This window comes from Escherichia sp. MOD1-EC7003 (assembly GCF_002965065.1).
Taxonomy (GTDB): Bacteria; Pseudomonadota; Gammaproteobacteria; order Enterobacterales; family Enterobacteriaceae; genus Escherichia.
Map to the genome: position 1 here is coordinate 1 of NZ_PTRE01000035.1, position 14,468 is coordinate 14,468.

General features: G+C 50.4%; 15 protein-coding genes and 6 pseudogenes. 14 read left to right on the forward strand and 7 right to left on the reverse strand.

The features are described 5' to 3' along the window. Window positions 1-62: 62 nt before the first annotated feature. The 4 genes and pseudogenes from A7090_RS06565 to A7090_RS06580 form a co-directional block, all read left to right on the forward strand. Window positions 63-200, forward strand: a pseudogene (locus A7090_RS06565) (cold shock domain-containing protein); the annotation flags it as partial. 10 nt (window positions 201-210) lie between these two features. Further along, a complete protein-coding gene (gene ymcF / locus A7090_RS06570) occupies window positions 211-399 on the forward strand; it encodes a cold shock small protein YmcF (protein ID WP_123056933.1) in 189 nt (62 codons plus the stop codon). Further along, window positions 374-604, forward strand: a complete 231-nt coding sequence (gene ymcE / locus A7090_RS06575) for a protein YmcE (protein ID WP_105273436.1) — start codon at window positions 374-376, stop codon at window positions 602-604. The genes ymcF and ymcE overlap by 26 nt, the downstream gene beginning before the upstream one ends. After that, window positions 594-767 (forward strand): GnsA/GnsB family addiction module toxin, encoded by a 174-nt coding sequence (locus tag A7090_RS06580; RefSeq protein WP_105273412.1) that lies wholly within the window; start codon window positions 594-596, stop codon window positions 765-767. Before ymcE ends, A7090_RS06580 begins: the two co-directional genes overlap by 11 nt. A 23-nt stretch (window positions 768-790) precedes the next feature. On the opposite strand, the pseudogene A7090_RS06585 reads toward A7090_RS06580, so the two are convergent. Then, a pseudogene (locus A7090_RS06585) lies at window positions 791-886 on the reverse strand (4Fe-4S binding protein); the annotation flags it as partial. Between the two features lies 1 nt (window position 887). On the opposite strand from A7090_RS06585, the pseudogene A7090_RS06590 reads away from it, so the two are divergent. Both A7090_RS06590 and A7090_RS06595 read left to right on the forward strand, forming a co-directional pair. After that, window positions 888-1,165: pseudogene (locus A7090_RS06590) on the forward strand (molybdopterin dinucleotide binding domain-containing protein); the annotation flags it as partial. After that, window positions 1,120-1,365: pseudogene (locus A7090_RS06595) on the forward strand (molecular chaperone TorD family protein); the annotation flags it as partial. The pseudogenes A7090_RS06590 and A7090_RS06595, both read left to right, overlap by 46 nt. A gap of 105 nt (window positions 1,366-1,470) precedes the next feature. On the opposite strand, the gene cbpM reads toward A7090_RS06595, so the two are convergent. Both cbpM and cbpA read right to left on the reverse strand, forming a co-directional pair. Continuing rightward, window positions 1,471-1,776 (reverse strand): chaperone modulator CbpM, encoded by a 306-nt coding sequence (gene cbpM, locus A7090_RS06600; RefSeq protein ID WP_105273413.1) that lies wholly within the window; start codon window positions 1,774-1,776, stop codon window positions 1,471-1,473. Next, complete coding sequence (gene cbpA / locus A7090_RS06605; protein ID WP_105273414.1) at window positions 1,776-2,696, reverse strand: curved DNA-binding protein; 921 nt, start codon at window positions 2,694-2,696, stop codon at window positions 1,776-1,778. The genes cbpM and cbpA overlap by 1 nt, the downstream gene beginning before the upstream one ends. Before the next feature lie 434 nt (window positions 2,697-3,130). Here cbpA and A7090_RS26475 point away from each other — a divergent pair. Then, window positions 3,131-3,230: pseudogene (locus A7090_RS26475) on the forward strand (hypothetical protein); the annotation flags it as partial. 305 nt (window positions 3,231-3,535) lie between these two features. Here the strand turns inward: A7090_RS26475 and A7090_RS06615 are convergent. After that, window positions 3,536-3,763 (reverse strand): YccJ family protein, encoded by a 228-nt coding sequence (locus tag A7090_RS06615; RefSeq protein WP_105273416.1) that lies wholly within the window; start codon window positions 3,761-3,763, stop codon window positions 3,536-3,538. A gap of 20 nt (window positions 3,764-3,783) precedes the next feature. Further along, a complete protein-coding gene (gene wrbA, locus A7090_RS06620; RefSeq protein ID WP_105273417.1) occupies window positions 3,784-4,380 on the reverse strand; it encodes an NAD(P)H:quinone oxidoreductase in 597 nt (198 codons plus the stop codon). Between the two features lie 372 nt (window positions 4,381-4,752). On the opposite strand from wrbA, the gene A7090_RS06630 reads away from it, so the two are divergent. Further along, window positions 4,753-4,926: a general stress protein gene (locus tag A7090_RS06630; protein ID WP_001273658.1), complete on the forward strand. Its 174-nt coding sequence runs from the start codon at window positions 4,753-4,755 to the stop codon at window positions 4,924-4,926. 12 nt (window positions 4,927-4,938) lie between these two features. Continuing rightward, complete coding sequence (locus A7090_RS27000; RefSeq protein ID WP_274541156.1) at window positions 4,939-5,064, forward strand: hypothetical protein; 126 nt, start codon at window positions 4,939-4,941, stop codon at window positions 5,062-5,064. Here A7090_RS27000 and A7090_RS25725 read toward each other — a convergent pair. After that, window positions 5,008-5,153, reverse strand: a pseudogene (locus A7090_RS25725) (pyrimidine utilization transport protein G); the annotation flags it as partial. The gene A7090_RS27000 and the pseudogene A7090_RS25725 overlap by 57 nt on opposite strands. Before the next feature lie 199 nt (window positions 5,154-5,352). Here A7090_RS25725 and rutR point away from each other — a divergent pair. Then, the gene (gene rutR, locus A7090_RS06635) at window positions 5,353-5,991 is read left to right on the forward strand and encodes an HTH-type transcriptional regulator RutR (protein WP_000191701.1); all 639 of its coding nucleotides are present in this window, start codon (window positions 5,353-5,355) and stop codon (window positions 5,989-5,991) included. Between the two features lie 39 nt (window positions 5,992-6,030). On the opposite strand, the gene putA is transcribed toward rutR, so the two are convergent. Then, window positions 6,031-9,993 carry a trifunctional transcriptional regulator/proline dehydrogenase/L-glutamate gamma-semialdehyde dehydrogenase gene (putA, locus tag A7090_RS06640; RefSeq protein ID WP_105273418.1) on the reverse strand — a complete coding sequence of 1,321 codons (3,963 nt, stop codon included), beginning with the start codon at window positions 9,991-9,993 and terminating at the stop codon, window positions 6,031-6,033. 57 nt (window positions 9,994-10,050) lie between these two features. On the opposite strand from putA, the gene A7090_RS06645 reads away from it, so the two are divergent. The 4 genes from A7090_RS06645 (at window position 10,051) to A7090_RS06670 (ending at window position 14,462) form a co-directional block, all read left to right on the forward strand. Next, the gene (locus A7090_RS06645; protein ID WP_123056930.1) at window positions 10,051-10,257 is read left to right on the forward strand and encodes a hypothetical protein; all 207 of its coding nucleotides are present in this window, start codon (window positions 10,051-10,053) and stop codon (window positions 10,255-10,257) included. Window positions 10,258-10,415: 158 nt separating this feature from the next. After that, entirely contained in the window at window positions 10,416-11,924 is a 1,509-nt protein-coding gene (gene putP / locus A7090_RS06655; RefSeq protein ID WP_105273421.1) for a sodium/proline symporter PutP, read from the forward strand. A 519-nt stretch (window positions 11,925-12,443) separates the two neighbouring features. Then, window positions 12,444-13,232 carry a phosphate starvation-inducible protein PhoH gene (gene phoH, locus A7090_RS06665; protein ID WP_198599571.1) on the forward strand — a complete coding sequence of 263 codons (789 nt, stop codon included), beginning with the start codon at window positions 12,444-12,446 and terminating at the stop codon, window positions 13,230-13,232. Between the two features lie 543 nt (window positions 13,233-13,775). After that, window positions 13,776-14,462, forward strand: coding sequence for a DUF2726 domain-containing protein (locus A7090_RS06670; protein ID WP_105273424.1), 687 nt, complete (start codon window positions 13,776-13,778; stop codon window positions 14,460-14,462). The last annotated feature ends 6 nt before the right edge of the window (window positions 14,463-14,468 follow it).

Consider the following 14,468-nt stretch of genomic DNA (forward strand, 5'->3'; position numbering starts at 1 on the left):
AAGCCACTGGAGCACCTCAAAAACACCATCATACACTAAATCAGTAAGTTGGCAGCATCACCGGCAGCAAGGACGTTTTCGTCCATTTCACCGCCATCCAGAGCAATGAATTTCGCACACTGAACGAAAATCAGAAAGTTGAATTTTCTATTGAGCAGGGGCAACGTGGCCCCGCGGCAGCGAACGTTGTTACGCTCTAAGGTTGCCGTTATTACTCAACACCTCCATTTCCGCTGTCCATATTGTCATGGATCACAGTACCGCACATCGGCATTCGATGTGACGGAGCGAAATCCTTTAGGGGCAAAGTGTATTTTTTGTAAATCGACGATGATTACGTTTGATAACGCCGCGCTGCAAATACGCACTGACCATACGCCACTGGATTTCACAAAATAATATCAGGCTCCCTCGCGGAGCCTTTTTTATATCTGTCTTATTTTTCTTCAACGCTGTATGTATAGTAAACGATAACCTGTTGATTATTGAATCTTTCGGGGAGATGGCTTATAACATTTCTTACCTGACCAGGGTATCGGGAACCAACACCTTACTGGCGTGTTGCTGTCTTTTAAGACCAGAAGAGGTTAACAGTGAATATTGAAGAGTTAAAAAAACAAGCCGAAACGGAAATCGCCGACTTTATCGCGCAAAAAATCGCCGAGCTGAACAATAATACAGGGAAAGAAGTCTCTGAAATTCGCTTCACCGCACGAGAAAAAATGACCGGGCTTGAAAGTTATGATGTCAAAATCAAAATAATGTGATTTTGTGAACATCACCCCGTGCGAGGTGATGTTCCGCTTGTTGCTAATAGTTTTTTACCGAGACCGCCAATGAATTCAGAAAGCATACCAACCGGACATAACCATGAACAAAAGGTTTTTGGCGTGGTGCGGATCCATGAAGGCGCCTGGTATGATCCGGACAAAGGTGGTGAGCTCAACGCGCGGTGTAAATACGGTAACCCCAACGTGCTAACGCCCGACATCGGTACGTCGCAACTGGCGTAGGCCACCCGCTCACACACAACTATGTGGAAATTGAAAAATTCACCGGTCCGATAGAGAAGGTGACGGCGTTTAATGGTCCGACTGAGATGGTCGTGCAGTGCGCATATTCAACGAACCGGCAGATCATCTGGCGATTTTCCTTGAGTTGTTAAGTCATCTGTATTTTGCCCATGGAGAGGGTGTTGTACCTGCACAGGGAGTAAATAATCTGCGACAAAAAACGCTAACTGCACTGCGGCAATGGTTACCAGAGTTTGTCGCGCGTTGTCGCCAGTATGACAGTTTTGGTTTTTACGCGGCATTAAGCCAGTTATTGCTGGCATTAGTGGAGTGCGGCAACCAAAACAAATAATTATGGCACAGCCGCCGGATGCGGGGAGAATGCTTTATCCGGCCCACGGGAACAATAGTCTTTGTAGGCCGGCTAAGATGCGTCATCGCATCCCGCAAACACACATCATGGATGAGCCACAAACCGGGAAAGCCGCTGGCGAAGCAGGTGGTTTTCTTGCCTCAGGTGCGCAATATCATCCATTAACGTCAGTGCCACCGCGATCCCCGGCCAGTCCAGAGCCAGTTCATGACGCAGGCGTACCGCGCGTTGCACCACAATGGCGGCATGGTCGTCAAATACCCAGGTTGTTTCCTGGATCTCCCGCGGTTCAACCACTCCCAAACCGACAATTTCATTCAATTCCTCTTCAGAGATGCCGGTATGCATGCAAAATTCAGTTATAGTAAAAGTCACCGTAACATTAGCCATCATGCTTTCCCCCAATCTTTACGTGGATCAAAAGACGACTGGGCGTCTGCCAGTTGCTGCCACAGCGCGGCAGTGTTTTCATCCGGTTTCGGCGGCATCACGATTTTCAGCACTGCATACAGATCGCCGGTCTGTTTTTTGCTCACCAGACCTTTGCCTTTAACGCGTAATCGTTGCCCGGCCTGGCTGCCTGGCGGGATAGTCAGCAAAATGCTTTCTTTCAGTGTTGGAACAGTGACTTTAGCGCCCAGCGCCGCTTCCCACGGGCTAACCGGCACTACAATTTCCAGATCCTGGCCGACAATATCAAACAGCGGATGCGGCGCGATGTGAATAACCAGCCACAGGTCACCATTTGGACCGCCGTTTTCGCCCGGCGTCCCCTGGCCTTTCAGGCGGATACGTTGACCATTGCCGACCCCTGCCGGGATCTTCACATTCAGCGTTTTCGGGATTTCCTGTTCGATCATGCCAAAGGCGTTATAAACTGGCAGGTTATAGCTGATAGTGCGCTTGTGCTCAGTAAGCGTTTCTTCGAGGAATACCGCCACTTCGATTTCAATATCGTGGCCGCGTGTAGCGGGGCGTTGACGGCTCTGACGGGCATGTTGAGCGAAAATTGACGAGAAGATATCGTCAAAATCTTCGGCGTTAAAACTCTGACCGTCGCCATGATGGAACTGACGGCTAAATTGCGGATCGTTGCGATGTTGCCACATCTGATCATACTCAGCGCGACGTTGTTCATCACTTAGCACTTCCCAGGCTTCAGCGACCTCTTTGAAGCGGGCTTCGGCATCCGGTTCTTTGCTGACATCGGGATGGTATTTGCGGGCCAGTCGACGATAGGCGGTCTTGATTGTCTTGAGATCGTCCGTCGGTTTCACGCCCATGATGGCGTAATAATCCTTTAATTCCATAGCGTTATCTCGCGTAGATCAACACAAATTGAAGGAACCCCTGTAAGGTAACTCCTGTAATTGTAGAGTAATCCTCAGAATTTTATATGCCAACACAGAATATGTTATTGAAATCCTCGTGGAAAAATGTTCAATCACGCCTTTTGAAAAAACTTATGTGTTTTATGCGGTTGTACAATGAAATCAGACGGGAAGAAGAAAATATTCTATGCCTGGTATATATTTTATTTAGAGTGAAATTAATCAAATTTAAAAAAGAATTCATTGGTAGTTGCTTGAATGACGAAAGATGCATATTGCATTTACCTGAGTCAGGGGGGCGCTTGTTATATATCCGTCATACTTCAAGTTGCATGTGCGTTGGCTGCGTTCGTTCACCCGAATCACTTACTTATGTTAGCTCATCGGGATTCTCTCACTTGCCGCCTTCCTGCAACTCGAATTATTTAGGGTATAGATACCGACTCTCCGGAAAAGGTTAAAGCGGTGAAGAATTTTCTTGCTGTGCTTTCAGATAGCATTTGCTCATTGTATCAGGCATAGGTTGCATCAAACCTTGGATGCTGATGGTTTCTGTCCTATGGATAAGTTTGATCGCGTGTTGAATGAGGCGGTGAAATAACAGAAAACTCCCCGACTGAAGCAGGGGAGTAGGTGACTGATGACAAATGTGAGATTGCCTGATGCGCTACGCTTATCAGGCCTACCCGATAATTGCACTATATCGAATTTGCACGATCATGTAGGCCGGATAAGGCGTGCACGCCGCATCCGGCATGAACAAAGCGTACGTTGTCAATAATTCGAAATCTCCCGTTCACTACGGGGGAGTATCAGGGTTAAACGTTTTTACGTTCGATGGTCTGTTCGCCCCAAAAAAGCGAATCTTTATCGGTCTTAGCAAAGGCTTTGACTAACACCTCATCGCTACCTTCCTCCCAAATCTTTTCTGCCATTTTTTCGTCGTACCCGGCGACGTCGAAAATGGCCTCGGCTATTTCCGGCGACGTATTGCGCAGAGATGCCCATTCACCGACGTGATGAGCTTTCGCTTCTTGAGTTGGCATGCGTATCCTCCTGTTGAAGATTAGCCGTTAAGTTTAACTGCCAGACCTGCGACATATTCCCCTTGATAACGAGCAATAGACAGTTCTTCCTGGCTGGGCTGGCGTGAACCGTCACCGCCTGCGATGGTGGTTGCGCCGTACGGCGTACCGCCGCGAACCTGTGAAATGTCAAATAATTCCTGCGCTGCGTAGCCAATGGGGACAATCACCATGCCGTGATGCGCAAGGGTCGTCCAGGTTGAAGTAATCGTTTGTTCCTGACCGCCGCCAGTACCGGTGGAGCTAAAGACACTCGCCAGTTTGCCGTACAGTGCGCCGGAAGCCCACAGGCCGCCCGTCTGATCGAGGAAGGTACGCATTTGACCGGACATGTTGCCAAAGCGGGTAGGTGTACCAAAAATGATGGCGTCGTAATCGGCCAGTTCTTGCGGGGTTGCAACCGGTGCAGTTTGCGTTTTACCGCCTGCTTTTTCGAATAATTGCGGCGGCATGGTTTCCGGTACACGCTTAACGATAACTTCTGCGCCAGCCACTTTGCTTGCGCCTTCAGCAACTGCGCGTGCCATCGTTTCAATATGTCCGTACATAGAATAATTAAGCACCAGAACTTTAGCCATTTCTAACCACTCCTCGTGTTATCTCTATTCCGTAGCGATTCGCTACCACTTATTTAAAGATAAGACGTCCTTTTCAGAGTGCAAATTTCACAACCACTTATTTGATTTATAACAATTTTCACAAGCACGTAATTTTGTCGCAAAATGACACATTTTTATCTCATCGCGTTTTTTTAATCATAAGAGCGGCTTATGGATAATTATTGGAGATGATATCTATTCTCGCTAAGAAGCTGTTGCAGGATATTACTAAACGTGGGTAGACCCGCGTCAGTTCACTAAGCTTAGTCCCACGTAGCGAAAATATGGCAGCTGCCATACGCCACGTTAAATCTATGCAATATGATGTCTATACCCAGACGGAGGTCAGTAATGGCAAACCATCGAGGCGGTTCCGGCAATTTTGCAGAAGACCGCGAAAGAGCATCAGAAGCAGGTAAAAAAGGTGGACAGCACAGCGGGGGGAATTTCAAAAATGACCCGCAGCGCGCATCTGAAGCAGGTAAAAAAGGTGGCAAAAGCAGTCACGGTAAAAGCGACAACTAGCCGGGCTAATCAATGACGAATGCATTTTTGTCTGAAGCTCGTCATAAAGCCATCACCGCCGGTTACCCGGCGGTTTTCTGTTTATGGCTTCTGATGAACAACTTCTGGCAGAGGAACGTCAACCAACCGTTTGCTTAACAGAGCATTGAGTAAAATCGTGCCAAAGGTTGCTGTACCGATCCCTCCCAACGCAAAACCCCCAGCGTCAGAGCAAAATCACCCACTCCATAAGAGCCAGCGTCGCGCCCGGTTTGCTCTGCATCCTGCATATCCTTTTCAGCCGCGTACTGGCTTGCTTGCAAAGTGGGCTAAACGGTCAAAACACTTGCACACAAAACATGCATCCGTGCGCGATGAGAGTGCAGGAGGTCGAGGCCGAACGGGGGTTTTGCTATCCTGTTGCCAATCTACAAGAGGGGAGAGCGCATGACGCAGGGCGCAGTGAAAACAACGGGTAAACGTTCGCGCGCAGTGAGCGCGAAGAAAAAAGCGATTCTTAGCGCAGCACTGGACACTTTTTCACAATTCGGTTTTCACGGCACAAGGCTGGAGCAGATCGCAGAGTTGGCGGGTGTTTCAAAAACCAATCTGCTGTATTACTTTCCGTCAAAAGAGGCGCTGTATATTGCCGTGCTGCGGCAAATTCTCGATATCTGGCTGGCACCGTTAAAAGCGTTTCGTGAAGATTTCGCCCCGCTGGCGGCGATCAAAGAGTACATTCGTCTGAAGCTGGAGGTCTCCCGCGATTATCCGCAGGCTTCACGCCTGTTCTGTATGGAGATGTTGGCTGGTGCGCCGCTGTTAATGGATGAACTGACGGGCGATTTGAAGGCATTAATTGATGAGAAATCGGCGCTGATTGCCGGTTGGGTCAAAAGTGGCAAACTCGCGCCGATTGACCCGCAGCATTTGATTTTTATGATCTGGGCTTCCACTCAACATTACGCCGATTTCGCCCCTCAGGTGGAGGCAGTGACAGGCGCGACGTTGCGCGATGAGGTGTTTTTCAACCAAACAGTTGAAAACGTGCAGCGAATTATTATTGAGGGGATTCGACCACGATAAAGATGCCGGAGGAGGTTGTAACATCCTCCGGCTGCCTGTTTAACCGATCGTCATTAAACTGGCGTTACCGCCAGCGGCAGCGGTATTCACACTCAGCGAACGCTCGATATACAGACGTTCCAGCAGGATATTGCTTTCGCCACGGGCAAAACCCTGCACCGAAACAATTGCGCCATCCCGCGCGGCAACCGCTTCACACAATGCGCGAAGTTGATCTGAATCCCCGTGGAAGATCACCGCATCAAACGGTTGAGCGGTAATATTTTCCGCTTTCGCCAGTTGAATACGTTCGCTGGCTGCCGATGGTAATGCGTTCACTAACTGCCGATGCATCGCATCATCCGGCCACAGCACCTGGCTGCCCACCGCCAGCACGGCGGCGAGCTGAGTCAGCACATCCTGTTCATCATCCGCAATACACAACACGCGCTCACGCGGCAGCAGCGTCCAGGTGTTGCGTTCACCCGTCGGCCCAGGCAACAATCGCTGTGTTCCTGCCTGCGCCAGATCGCCATATTGCGTACATAACGCCTGCAATTCTGGACGGTTTGCCGCCCATTCCCGCAGTGCATTCAGCGGCTGGGTCAATGCGGATTTCAACTGTGCATCGACCGGATACTCTGCATCCTGACGTGCGAGCGTCACCGCCAGCGCGCTTTCCGGGCGATTCGCCAGCAGACGGTAGAGATAGAGCGGACCGCCAGCTTTCGGCCCGGTGCCGGACAACCCTTCGCCACCGAACGGTTGCACCCCAACCACTGCGCCCACCATATTACGGTTAACATACAAATTACCGACATGCGCCGAGCCAGTGACCTGGGCAATGGTTTCATCAATGCGCGTATGGACGCCAAGCGTCAGACCATAACCGGAAGCGTTAATCCGCTCGATCAATTCCGGCAGCTGGTTACGGTTGTAACGCACCACATGCAGCACCGGACCAAAGACCTCTTTTTGCAATTCGGCAAAGTCATCCAGTTCGATCAGCGTCGGGGCGACAAAGGTGCCACTTTGCCATTCACGGGCATCTTCACTGTTTTCCCGCACTGCCTGGAACACCGGACGGCCTTTGCTGCGCATGGTCTGAATATGACGCTCGATATTGGCTTTCGCTTCGCTATCAATCACTGGGCCGATGTCAGTGGTCAGGCGCCCCGGATTACCCATTCGGCATTCGGCCATTGCGCCACGCAGCATTTTCAGCGTGTGGTCAGCAATTTCATCTTGCAGACACAGCACACGCAGTGCCGAACAACGCTGACCCGCACTGTCGAAGGCCGAGGCCAGTACATCCACGACAACCTGTTCGGTCAGTGCTGAAGAATCGACAATCATCGCGTTCATGCCGCCGGTTTCTGCAATAAGCGGAATAGGGCGACCCTGAGCGTCCAGGCGGCTGGCGATATTGCGTTGCAGCAATGTAGCGACTTCGGTTGAACCGGTAAACATCACCCCGCGCACGCGATCATCACCCGTCAGTTGTGCGCCCACGGTTTCACCCTGACCAGGCAGCAGCTGCACCACACCTGGCGGTACGCCCGCTTCCAGCAAAATGGCGATCCCTTGCGCGGCAATCAGCGGCGTTTGTTCTGCCGGTTTTGCCAGAACGCTGTTACCTGCCGCCAGTGCGGCGGCGATCTGCCCGGTGAAAATCGCCAGCGGGAAGTTCCACGGGCTGATACACACCACAGGCCCTAATGGACGATGGGTTTCGTTAGCGAAATCATCCCGCACCTGTCCGGCGTAGTAGTAGAGAAAATCGACCGCTTCGCGCACTTCGGCAATGGCGTTACTGAAGGTTTTTCCGGCTTCACGCACCAGAATACCAATCAGTTGCTGCATCTGGCTTTCCATCAGCACGGCAGCGCGATGCAAAATCGCCGCGCGTTCAGCCGGAGGAGTGGCAAACCAGATTGGCGCGTTATTAACCGCACTTTCCAGCGCCTGTTCCACTTCACGCGGCGTGGCTTCACGCACATAGCCAACAATATCTTTCGGTTCCGCAGGGTTAATAACGGGCGACATCTCACCTGCCGCTACCGGTTGTTCCAGCATTGGCAAGGCCTGCCATTTTTGCAGTGCACTATTGAGCAGGGCAGAGGAGAGTGATGCCAGCCGGTGTTCATTGGCAAGATCCAGCCCTGCCGAGTTGTCGCGCCCGTGACCGTAAAGATCGCGTGGCAGGGGAATTTTCGGATGCGGTAATCCCGTTTGCCCTTCCTGTTGCGCCAGTTTTTCTACAGCAGTGACCGGATCGGCAACCAGGTCATCCAGTGGCAAAGAGGTGTCGGCAATACGGTTTACAAACGAGGTGTTAGCACCGTTTTCCAGCAGGCGACGCACCAGATATGCCAGCAGCGTTTCATGTGTGCCAACCGGAGCATAAATACGACACGGACGGTTAAGTTTGCCGTCGGCAACTTTCCCGGTGACCTGCTCATAAAGTGGCTCGCCCATACCGTGCAGACACTGGAACTCGTACTGACCCGGATAGTAGTTCTGACCCGCCAGTTGATAAATTGCCGCCAGCGTATGGGCGTTGTGCGTCGCGAACTGCGGATAAATTAAATTCGGCACCGCCAGCAGCTTTTTAGCACAGGCGAGATAAGAAACGTCGGTATACACCTTGCGGGTATAAACCGGATAACCTTCAAGGCCGTCCATCTGCGCACGCTTTATTTCACTATCCCAGTACGCGCCTTTCACCAGGCGAATCATCAGACGGCGGCGGCTGCGGGTCGCCAGATCAATCAGGTAATCAATCACCAGCGGGCAGCGTTTTTGATAAGCCTGAATAACAAAACCGATGCCGTTCCAGCCTGTTAGTTCAGGCTCGAAACAGAGTTTTTCCAGCAGATCGAGGGAGATCTCCAGACGATCGGCCTCTTCGGCATCGATGTTAATACCAATATCGTACTGACGCGCCAGCAGGGTTAGTGATTTCAGACGTGGGTAAAGCTCTTCCATTACCCGGTCATATTGGGCGCGGCTATAACGCGGATGCAGCGCCGACAGCTTGATTGAAATGCCCGGCCCTTCATAGATGCCACGACCATTGGATGCTTTACCAATGGCGTGAATCGCCTGCTGATAGGAAACCATATATGCCTGTGCATCTGCGGCAGTCAGTGCAGCTTCGCCCAACATATCGTAAGAGTAACGGAAGCCTTTCTCTTCCAGCTTGCGGGCATTGGCTAACGCTTCCGCGATGGTTTCGCCAGTGACGAACTGCTCGCCCATCAGGCGCATCGCCATATCCACACCTTTGCGGATCAGCGGTTCACCGCGCTTACCGATAATGCGGTTCAGCGAGCGGGAGAGGCTGGCTTCGTTATGGGTGGAAACCAGTTTGCCGGTAAACAGCAGCCCCCAGGTTGCGGCATTAACAAACAGGGACGGGCTACGACCAATGTGTGACTGCCAGTTACCGTTGCTGATTTTGTCGCGAATTAACGCATCACGGGTGGCTTTGTCGGGAATACGTAACAACGCTTCTGCCAGACACATCAGCGCCACGCCTTCCTGTGATGACAGCGAAAACTCCTGCAATAACCCCTGGACCATTCCTGCCCGACCACTGGCGTTTTTTTGATTACGCAGTTTATCGGCCAGTTGATACGCCAGTTTGTGCGCCTGTTCTGCAACCGGCTGCGGCAGGCGGGCTTGTTCCAGCAGCATAGAAACCGCTTCGGTTTCCGGGCGGCGATAGGCAGCGGTGATCGCGGCGCGGGAAACTGACTGGGGCAATATTTGCTCGGCAAAGTCGAGGAATGGCTGGTGTGGTTCCTCTGTCGGAGTCGGTGCTTCATCGCTCTCATTGGCCGCGCCAGAAAGCAGCGCAGGTAGCTCCGGCAGAGTATCGCTGTTTTCCAGTTGTTCAAGATAAGAAAAAATCGCCTGCTTAATTAACCAGTGTGGTGTGCGATCGATACGTGTCGCGGCAGACTTAATACGCTCACGCGTCGCGTCGTCCAGCTTAACCCCCATGGTGGTGGTTCCCATGCCATTACTCCTGTTGTTCTCAAAGGTGCAACTTAACGTTATCGTGAAATATCTATCATGTTGCAACTTTGTGCAACCTTGTTAAATGTGACCTGCGTAGCAAGCTTAAAAATGAATGAAATGTTAATAAAAGAAGTCGATATGACAGGGATTAAAAAAATAACTCAGACTTTTTCTCTGCGGCAGTTAACATTTTTGGAAGGTGCAACCGCAAAAAATGTGAGAGAGTGCAACCTGATGAAAAATAGTATCGTTGAGCACTAAATTTTAATGTAAATAATGTGTTAAATCGATTGTGAATAACCAGCGCTTCCGGCAGGATACGATCGCCCTGGTAAAACATAAACTCTGTTACCCCGTTCCGGTGGCAGATATAACGGCAAGTTTCGACAATGCCGATAATAATTTTGGGGAGACTTTAGATGGCTATTAGCACACCGATGTTGGTGACATTTTGTGTCTATATCTTTGGCATGATATTGATTGGGTTTATCGCCTGGCGATCAACGAAAAACTTCGACGACTATATCCTGGGCGGTCGCAGCCTTGGGCCATTCGTCACGGCATTATCGGCGGGGGCGTCGGATATGAGCGGCTGGCTGTTAATGGGGTTGCCGGGCGCAGTTTTTCTTTCCGGGATTTCCGAAAGCTGGATCGCCATTGGTCTGATATTAGGCGCGTGGGTTAACTGGAAGCTGGTGGCCGGGCGGTTGCGTGTTCACACCGAATACAACAATAACGCCTTAACATTGCCGGATTATTTCACCGGGCGCTTTGAAGATAAAAGCCGCATTTTGCGCATTATCTCCGCGCTGGTTATTTTGCTGTTCTTCACCATTTATTGCGCTTCGGGCATTGTGGCAGGTGCGCGTCTGTTTGAAAGTACCTTTGGCATGAGCTACGAAACGGCTCTGTGGGCGGGGGCTGCGGCGACGATCCTTTACACTTTTATTGGCGGCTTCCTCGCGGTGAGCTGGACTGACACTGTACAGGCCAGCCTGATGATTTTTGCCCTGATCCTGACGCCGGTTATCGTAATCATTAGCGTCGGTGGGTTTGGCGACTCGCTGGAAGTGATCAAACAAAAGAGCATTGAAAACGTGGATATGCTCAAAGGGCTGAACGTTGTTGCCATTATCTCGCTGATGGGCTGGGGTCTGGGTTACTTCGGGCAGCCGCACATTCTGGCGCGCTTTATGGCGGCGGATTCTCACCACAGCATTGTCCATGCGCGTCGTATCAGTATGACCTGGATGATCCTGTGCCTGGCTGGGGCGGTGGCTGTCGGCTTCTTTGGTATTGCTTACTTTAATAAGCACCCGTCGGTAGCTGGTGCGGTAAACCAGAACGCCGAGCGCGTGTTTATCGAACTGGCGCAAATTCTGTTTAATCCGTGGATTGCCGGGATTCTGTTGTCGGCGATTCTGGCGGCGGTAATGTCAACGTTAAGCTGCCAGCTGTTGGTATGTTCCAGTGCAATTACCGAAGATCTGTACAAAGCGTTTTTGCGTAAACATGCCAGCCAGAAAGAACTGGTGTGGGTAGGACGTGTGATGGTGCTGGTGGTAGCGCTGGTGGCTATTGCGCTGGCGGCGAACCCGGAAAACCGCGTGCTGGGCTTAGTGAGCTACGCGTGGGCAGGCTTTGGTGCGGCGTTTGGTCCAGTGGTGCTGTTCTCGGTGATGTGGTCACGCATGACGCGTAACGGTGCGCTGGCGGGGATGATCATTGGCGCACTGACGGTTATCGTCTGGAAACAGTTCGGCTGGCTGGGTCTGTACGAAATTATCCCGGGCTTTATCTTTGGCAGCATTGGGATTGTGGTGTTTAGTTTGCTGGGTAAAGCCCCGTCAGCGGCGATGCAAAAACGCTTTGCCGAGGCCGATGCGCATTATCATTCGGCGCCGCCGTCACGGTTGCAGGAAGGGTAAGGGAAGGCGTTTTACCGAAAATTTCACGTCATTACAGGAAGCAGGCAGAGGGCAATCAGTGATTGCCCTCTGTGTTCTTTTTCCATCGCTGTCATCTTTCCAGTAGAAACTAATGCCACTGAAATGATTCTTTGTGGTTAAATATAAGTGAATATATTGTTGCAATAAACGCGAGAGCTGTTGTACTTATTAATAGCAGCGGAAGTTCCCGGCAGTGATAATCAGTCACTATGGAGATCGCGGATGGTAACGTCCTGTACTGGACAATATTTTGTTAAGCAACGCTCCACCACTCGCGGAGATTTCTCCTCCGGTAGTCATCTCATCACTTTGCATTTTCAACTTCTTCCTTTCTTTTCATGTGTTACCGACGCCGTAAACGGTGCGCGTAGCCGTTTTTCGGCATTTTATCTAAAAGCAAACTATGGCTTACAAGGAAGCCAACCCTCTGATGTTCGTGCGCATAATCGCGCTGCCAACGGCGCGTGTGATGAATACAAACAACTCAAGGTGCTCTCCATGGGAAGACAAAAAGCAGTGATCAAAGCTCGTCGCGAGGCAAAACGTGTGCTGAGACGGGATTCGCGCAGCCATAAACAGCGTGAAGAAGAATCGGTCACCTCGCTTGTGCAGATGAGCGGCGTAGAAGCCATTGGTATGGCCCGCGACAGTCGAGATACCTCGCCTGTCCTCGCGCGAAATGAAGCGCAATTGCACTATCTGAAGGCTATTGAGAGTAAGCAGCTGATATTCGCCACGGGCGAAGCCGGGTGCGGAAAAACCTGGATCAGTGCAGCAAAAGCGGCAGAGGCCCTGATACATAAGGATGTCGACAGGATTATCGTCACCCGTCCAGTTCTGCAAGCCGATGAAGATCTTGGCTTCTTACCTGGAGATATCGCAGAAAAATTTGCTCCCTATTTTCGCCCGGTCTACGACGTGCTGGTCCGGCGCTTAGGGGCTTCATTTATGCAGTACTGCCTGCGACCGGAAATAGGGAAGGTGGAAATCGCACCGTTCGCCTATATGCGTGGGCGTACCTTTGAAAATGCGGTCGTCATTCTTGACGAGGCGCAGAATGTGACTGCCGCGCAAATGAAAATGTTTTTAACCCGCCTTGGGGAGAACGTGACGGTTATCGTCAACGGTGATATCACGCAATGCGATTTACCTCGCGGCGTGCGCTCCGGATTAAGTGACGCGCTGGAACGTTTCGAAGAAGATGAAATGATCGGGATCGTCCGATTCGGTAAAGAGGATTGTGTACGTTCGGCACTTTGCCAACGTACGCTACATGCATACAGTTAAGTGTATTATCGGTGCAGAGCCCGGGCGAACCGGGCTTTGTTTTTTCTTCAGGTTAACATCCAGGGGGCGAAATGGATTCTGGTTTAGATACTCATACCAGGCATTTTTCGTCATAGCACCAGACCAGTGTAATAGCGCCAGCGCGGAGAACTTTTCTTCCAGAAGCCAAAAAAGCGAGCATCTGCCTATCTTTTTTCAGCCATTCAACCTGTACTGGAGGTCTGGTGCCAATTTTGCCTATGAGGTTTAATCACCAATGGGCCATAGTTTGACTGACTGATTAACACCGAATATATTCCCCTGATTTTATTTTTTAGGAATAATATTAAAAATGTAAGGTTAATCTTAATTAATTCTTTGGCTAATATTGTGTGTTGTTATTTTTTTGTGGAAGGCAAGCCGCAATGGCAAAACAGGGATGGTTGTAATAATCAAAACATGATACTAACTATATATTGATCGTTGAGTTGTTGGTATGTAACACGCTTCAGCGAGTAACGTTAGTAATGAAATATAATCAACATGGATAGGTGAAGATTAATTATGAGTTTTATGGCTTTTGTAACTTGTTTAACAATTGCATTTGTCGCTGGTTTTGCTGTTGCCAGAAAAGTGACACTCCGAAAAGTTGCCTCACCGGTAATCATCACTAAATCGCAACCCGTCCCTTCATCTGCAACTTCCCCTGCTGCTAAAGCGTCGACAAGGAGCTATACACCGCAGAAAACCTATCGTGACTCTCGTTGGCAAGAACGAGATGATTTATTTCAGGGAATGGTTGCCGAAGGTATTTTATTGGACGGAAAAGAGTGGTTAATTACGCGTTGTGAAAAAGTCTATTTCGATAATCTGGAGAAATGGTTTGGACATTATTGTCATATCCATTGTCAGGTCTCTCTGGGGCGCTTGATCAACTTTCCAGAACAACCCGAGTTTAGCGAAGAAGAAAGAAAGCGTTTCTTTGCAATTTATAATGGCATGGCAATGGATTATGTTCTGGTTTCAAAGAAGAACAATAAAATAGTCTGTGTTATTGAGCTGGATGATCCGAGTCATGAAAGGGCAGAGCGCATTATTCGTGACCGTTGGTTAGATACGATTATGACTCTTGCACGGGTGCCTTTTGTACGAGCTTCTGTCACTAAATTGGAGGAAATCCCTCCGGTCTGGGATACCCGTGACAAAATTCGCCCATTAGTCCCGGCGACAAAGAGTGAACCGTTGCATTAACTCAGT

Excerpts from the sequence above, each read along its gene's own strand:
- cbpM (WP_105273413.1), bottom strand. The coding sequence starts at position 1,776 with ATGGCTAATGTTACGGTGACTTTTACTATAACTGAATTTTGCATGCAT.
- cbpA (WP_105273414.1), bottom strand. The coding sequence starts at position 2,696 with ATGGAATTAAAGGATTATTACGCCATCATGGGCGTGAAACCGACGGAC.
- A7090_RS06615 (WP_105273416.1), bottom strand. The coding sequence starts at position 3,763 with ATGCCAACTCAAGAAGCGAAAGCTCATCACGTCGGTGAATGGGCATCT.
- wrbA (WP_105273417.1), bottom strand. The coding sequence starts at position 4,380 with ATGGCTAAAGTTCTGGTGCTTAATTATTCTATGTACGGACATATTGAA.
- A7090_RS06630 (WP_001273658.1), top strand. The coding sequence starts at position 4,753 with ATGGCAAACCATCGAGGCGGTTCCGGCAATTTTGCAGAAGACCGCGAA.
- A7090_RS27000 (WP_274541156.1), top strand. The coding sequence starts at position 4,939 with ATGACGAATGCATTTTTGTCTGAAGCTCGTCATAAAGCCATCACCGCC.
- rutR (WP_000191701.1), top strand. The coding sequence starts at position 5,353 with ATGACGCAGGGCGCAGTGAAAACAACGGGTAAACGTTCGCGCGCAGTG.
- putA (WP_105273418.1), bottom strand. The coding sequence starts at position 9,993 with ATGGGAACCACCACCATGGGGGTTAAGCTGGACGACGCGACGCGTGAG.
- A7090_RS06645 (WP_123056930.1), top strand. The coding sequence starts at position 10,051 with ATGTTGCAACTTTGTGCAACCTTGTTAAATGTGACCTGCGTAGCAAGC.
- putP (WP_105273421.1), top strand. The coding sequence starts at position 10,416 with ATGGCTATTAGCACACCGATGTTGGTGACATTTTGTGTCTATATCTTT.
- phoH (WP_198599571.1), top strand. The coding sequence starts at position 12,444 with ATGGGAAGACAAAAAGCAGTGATCAAAGCTCGTCGCGAGGCAAAACGT.
- A7090_RS06670 (WP_105273424.1), top strand. The coding sequence starts at position 13,776 with ATGAGTTTTATGGCTTTTGTAACTTGTTTAACAATTGCATTTGTCGCT.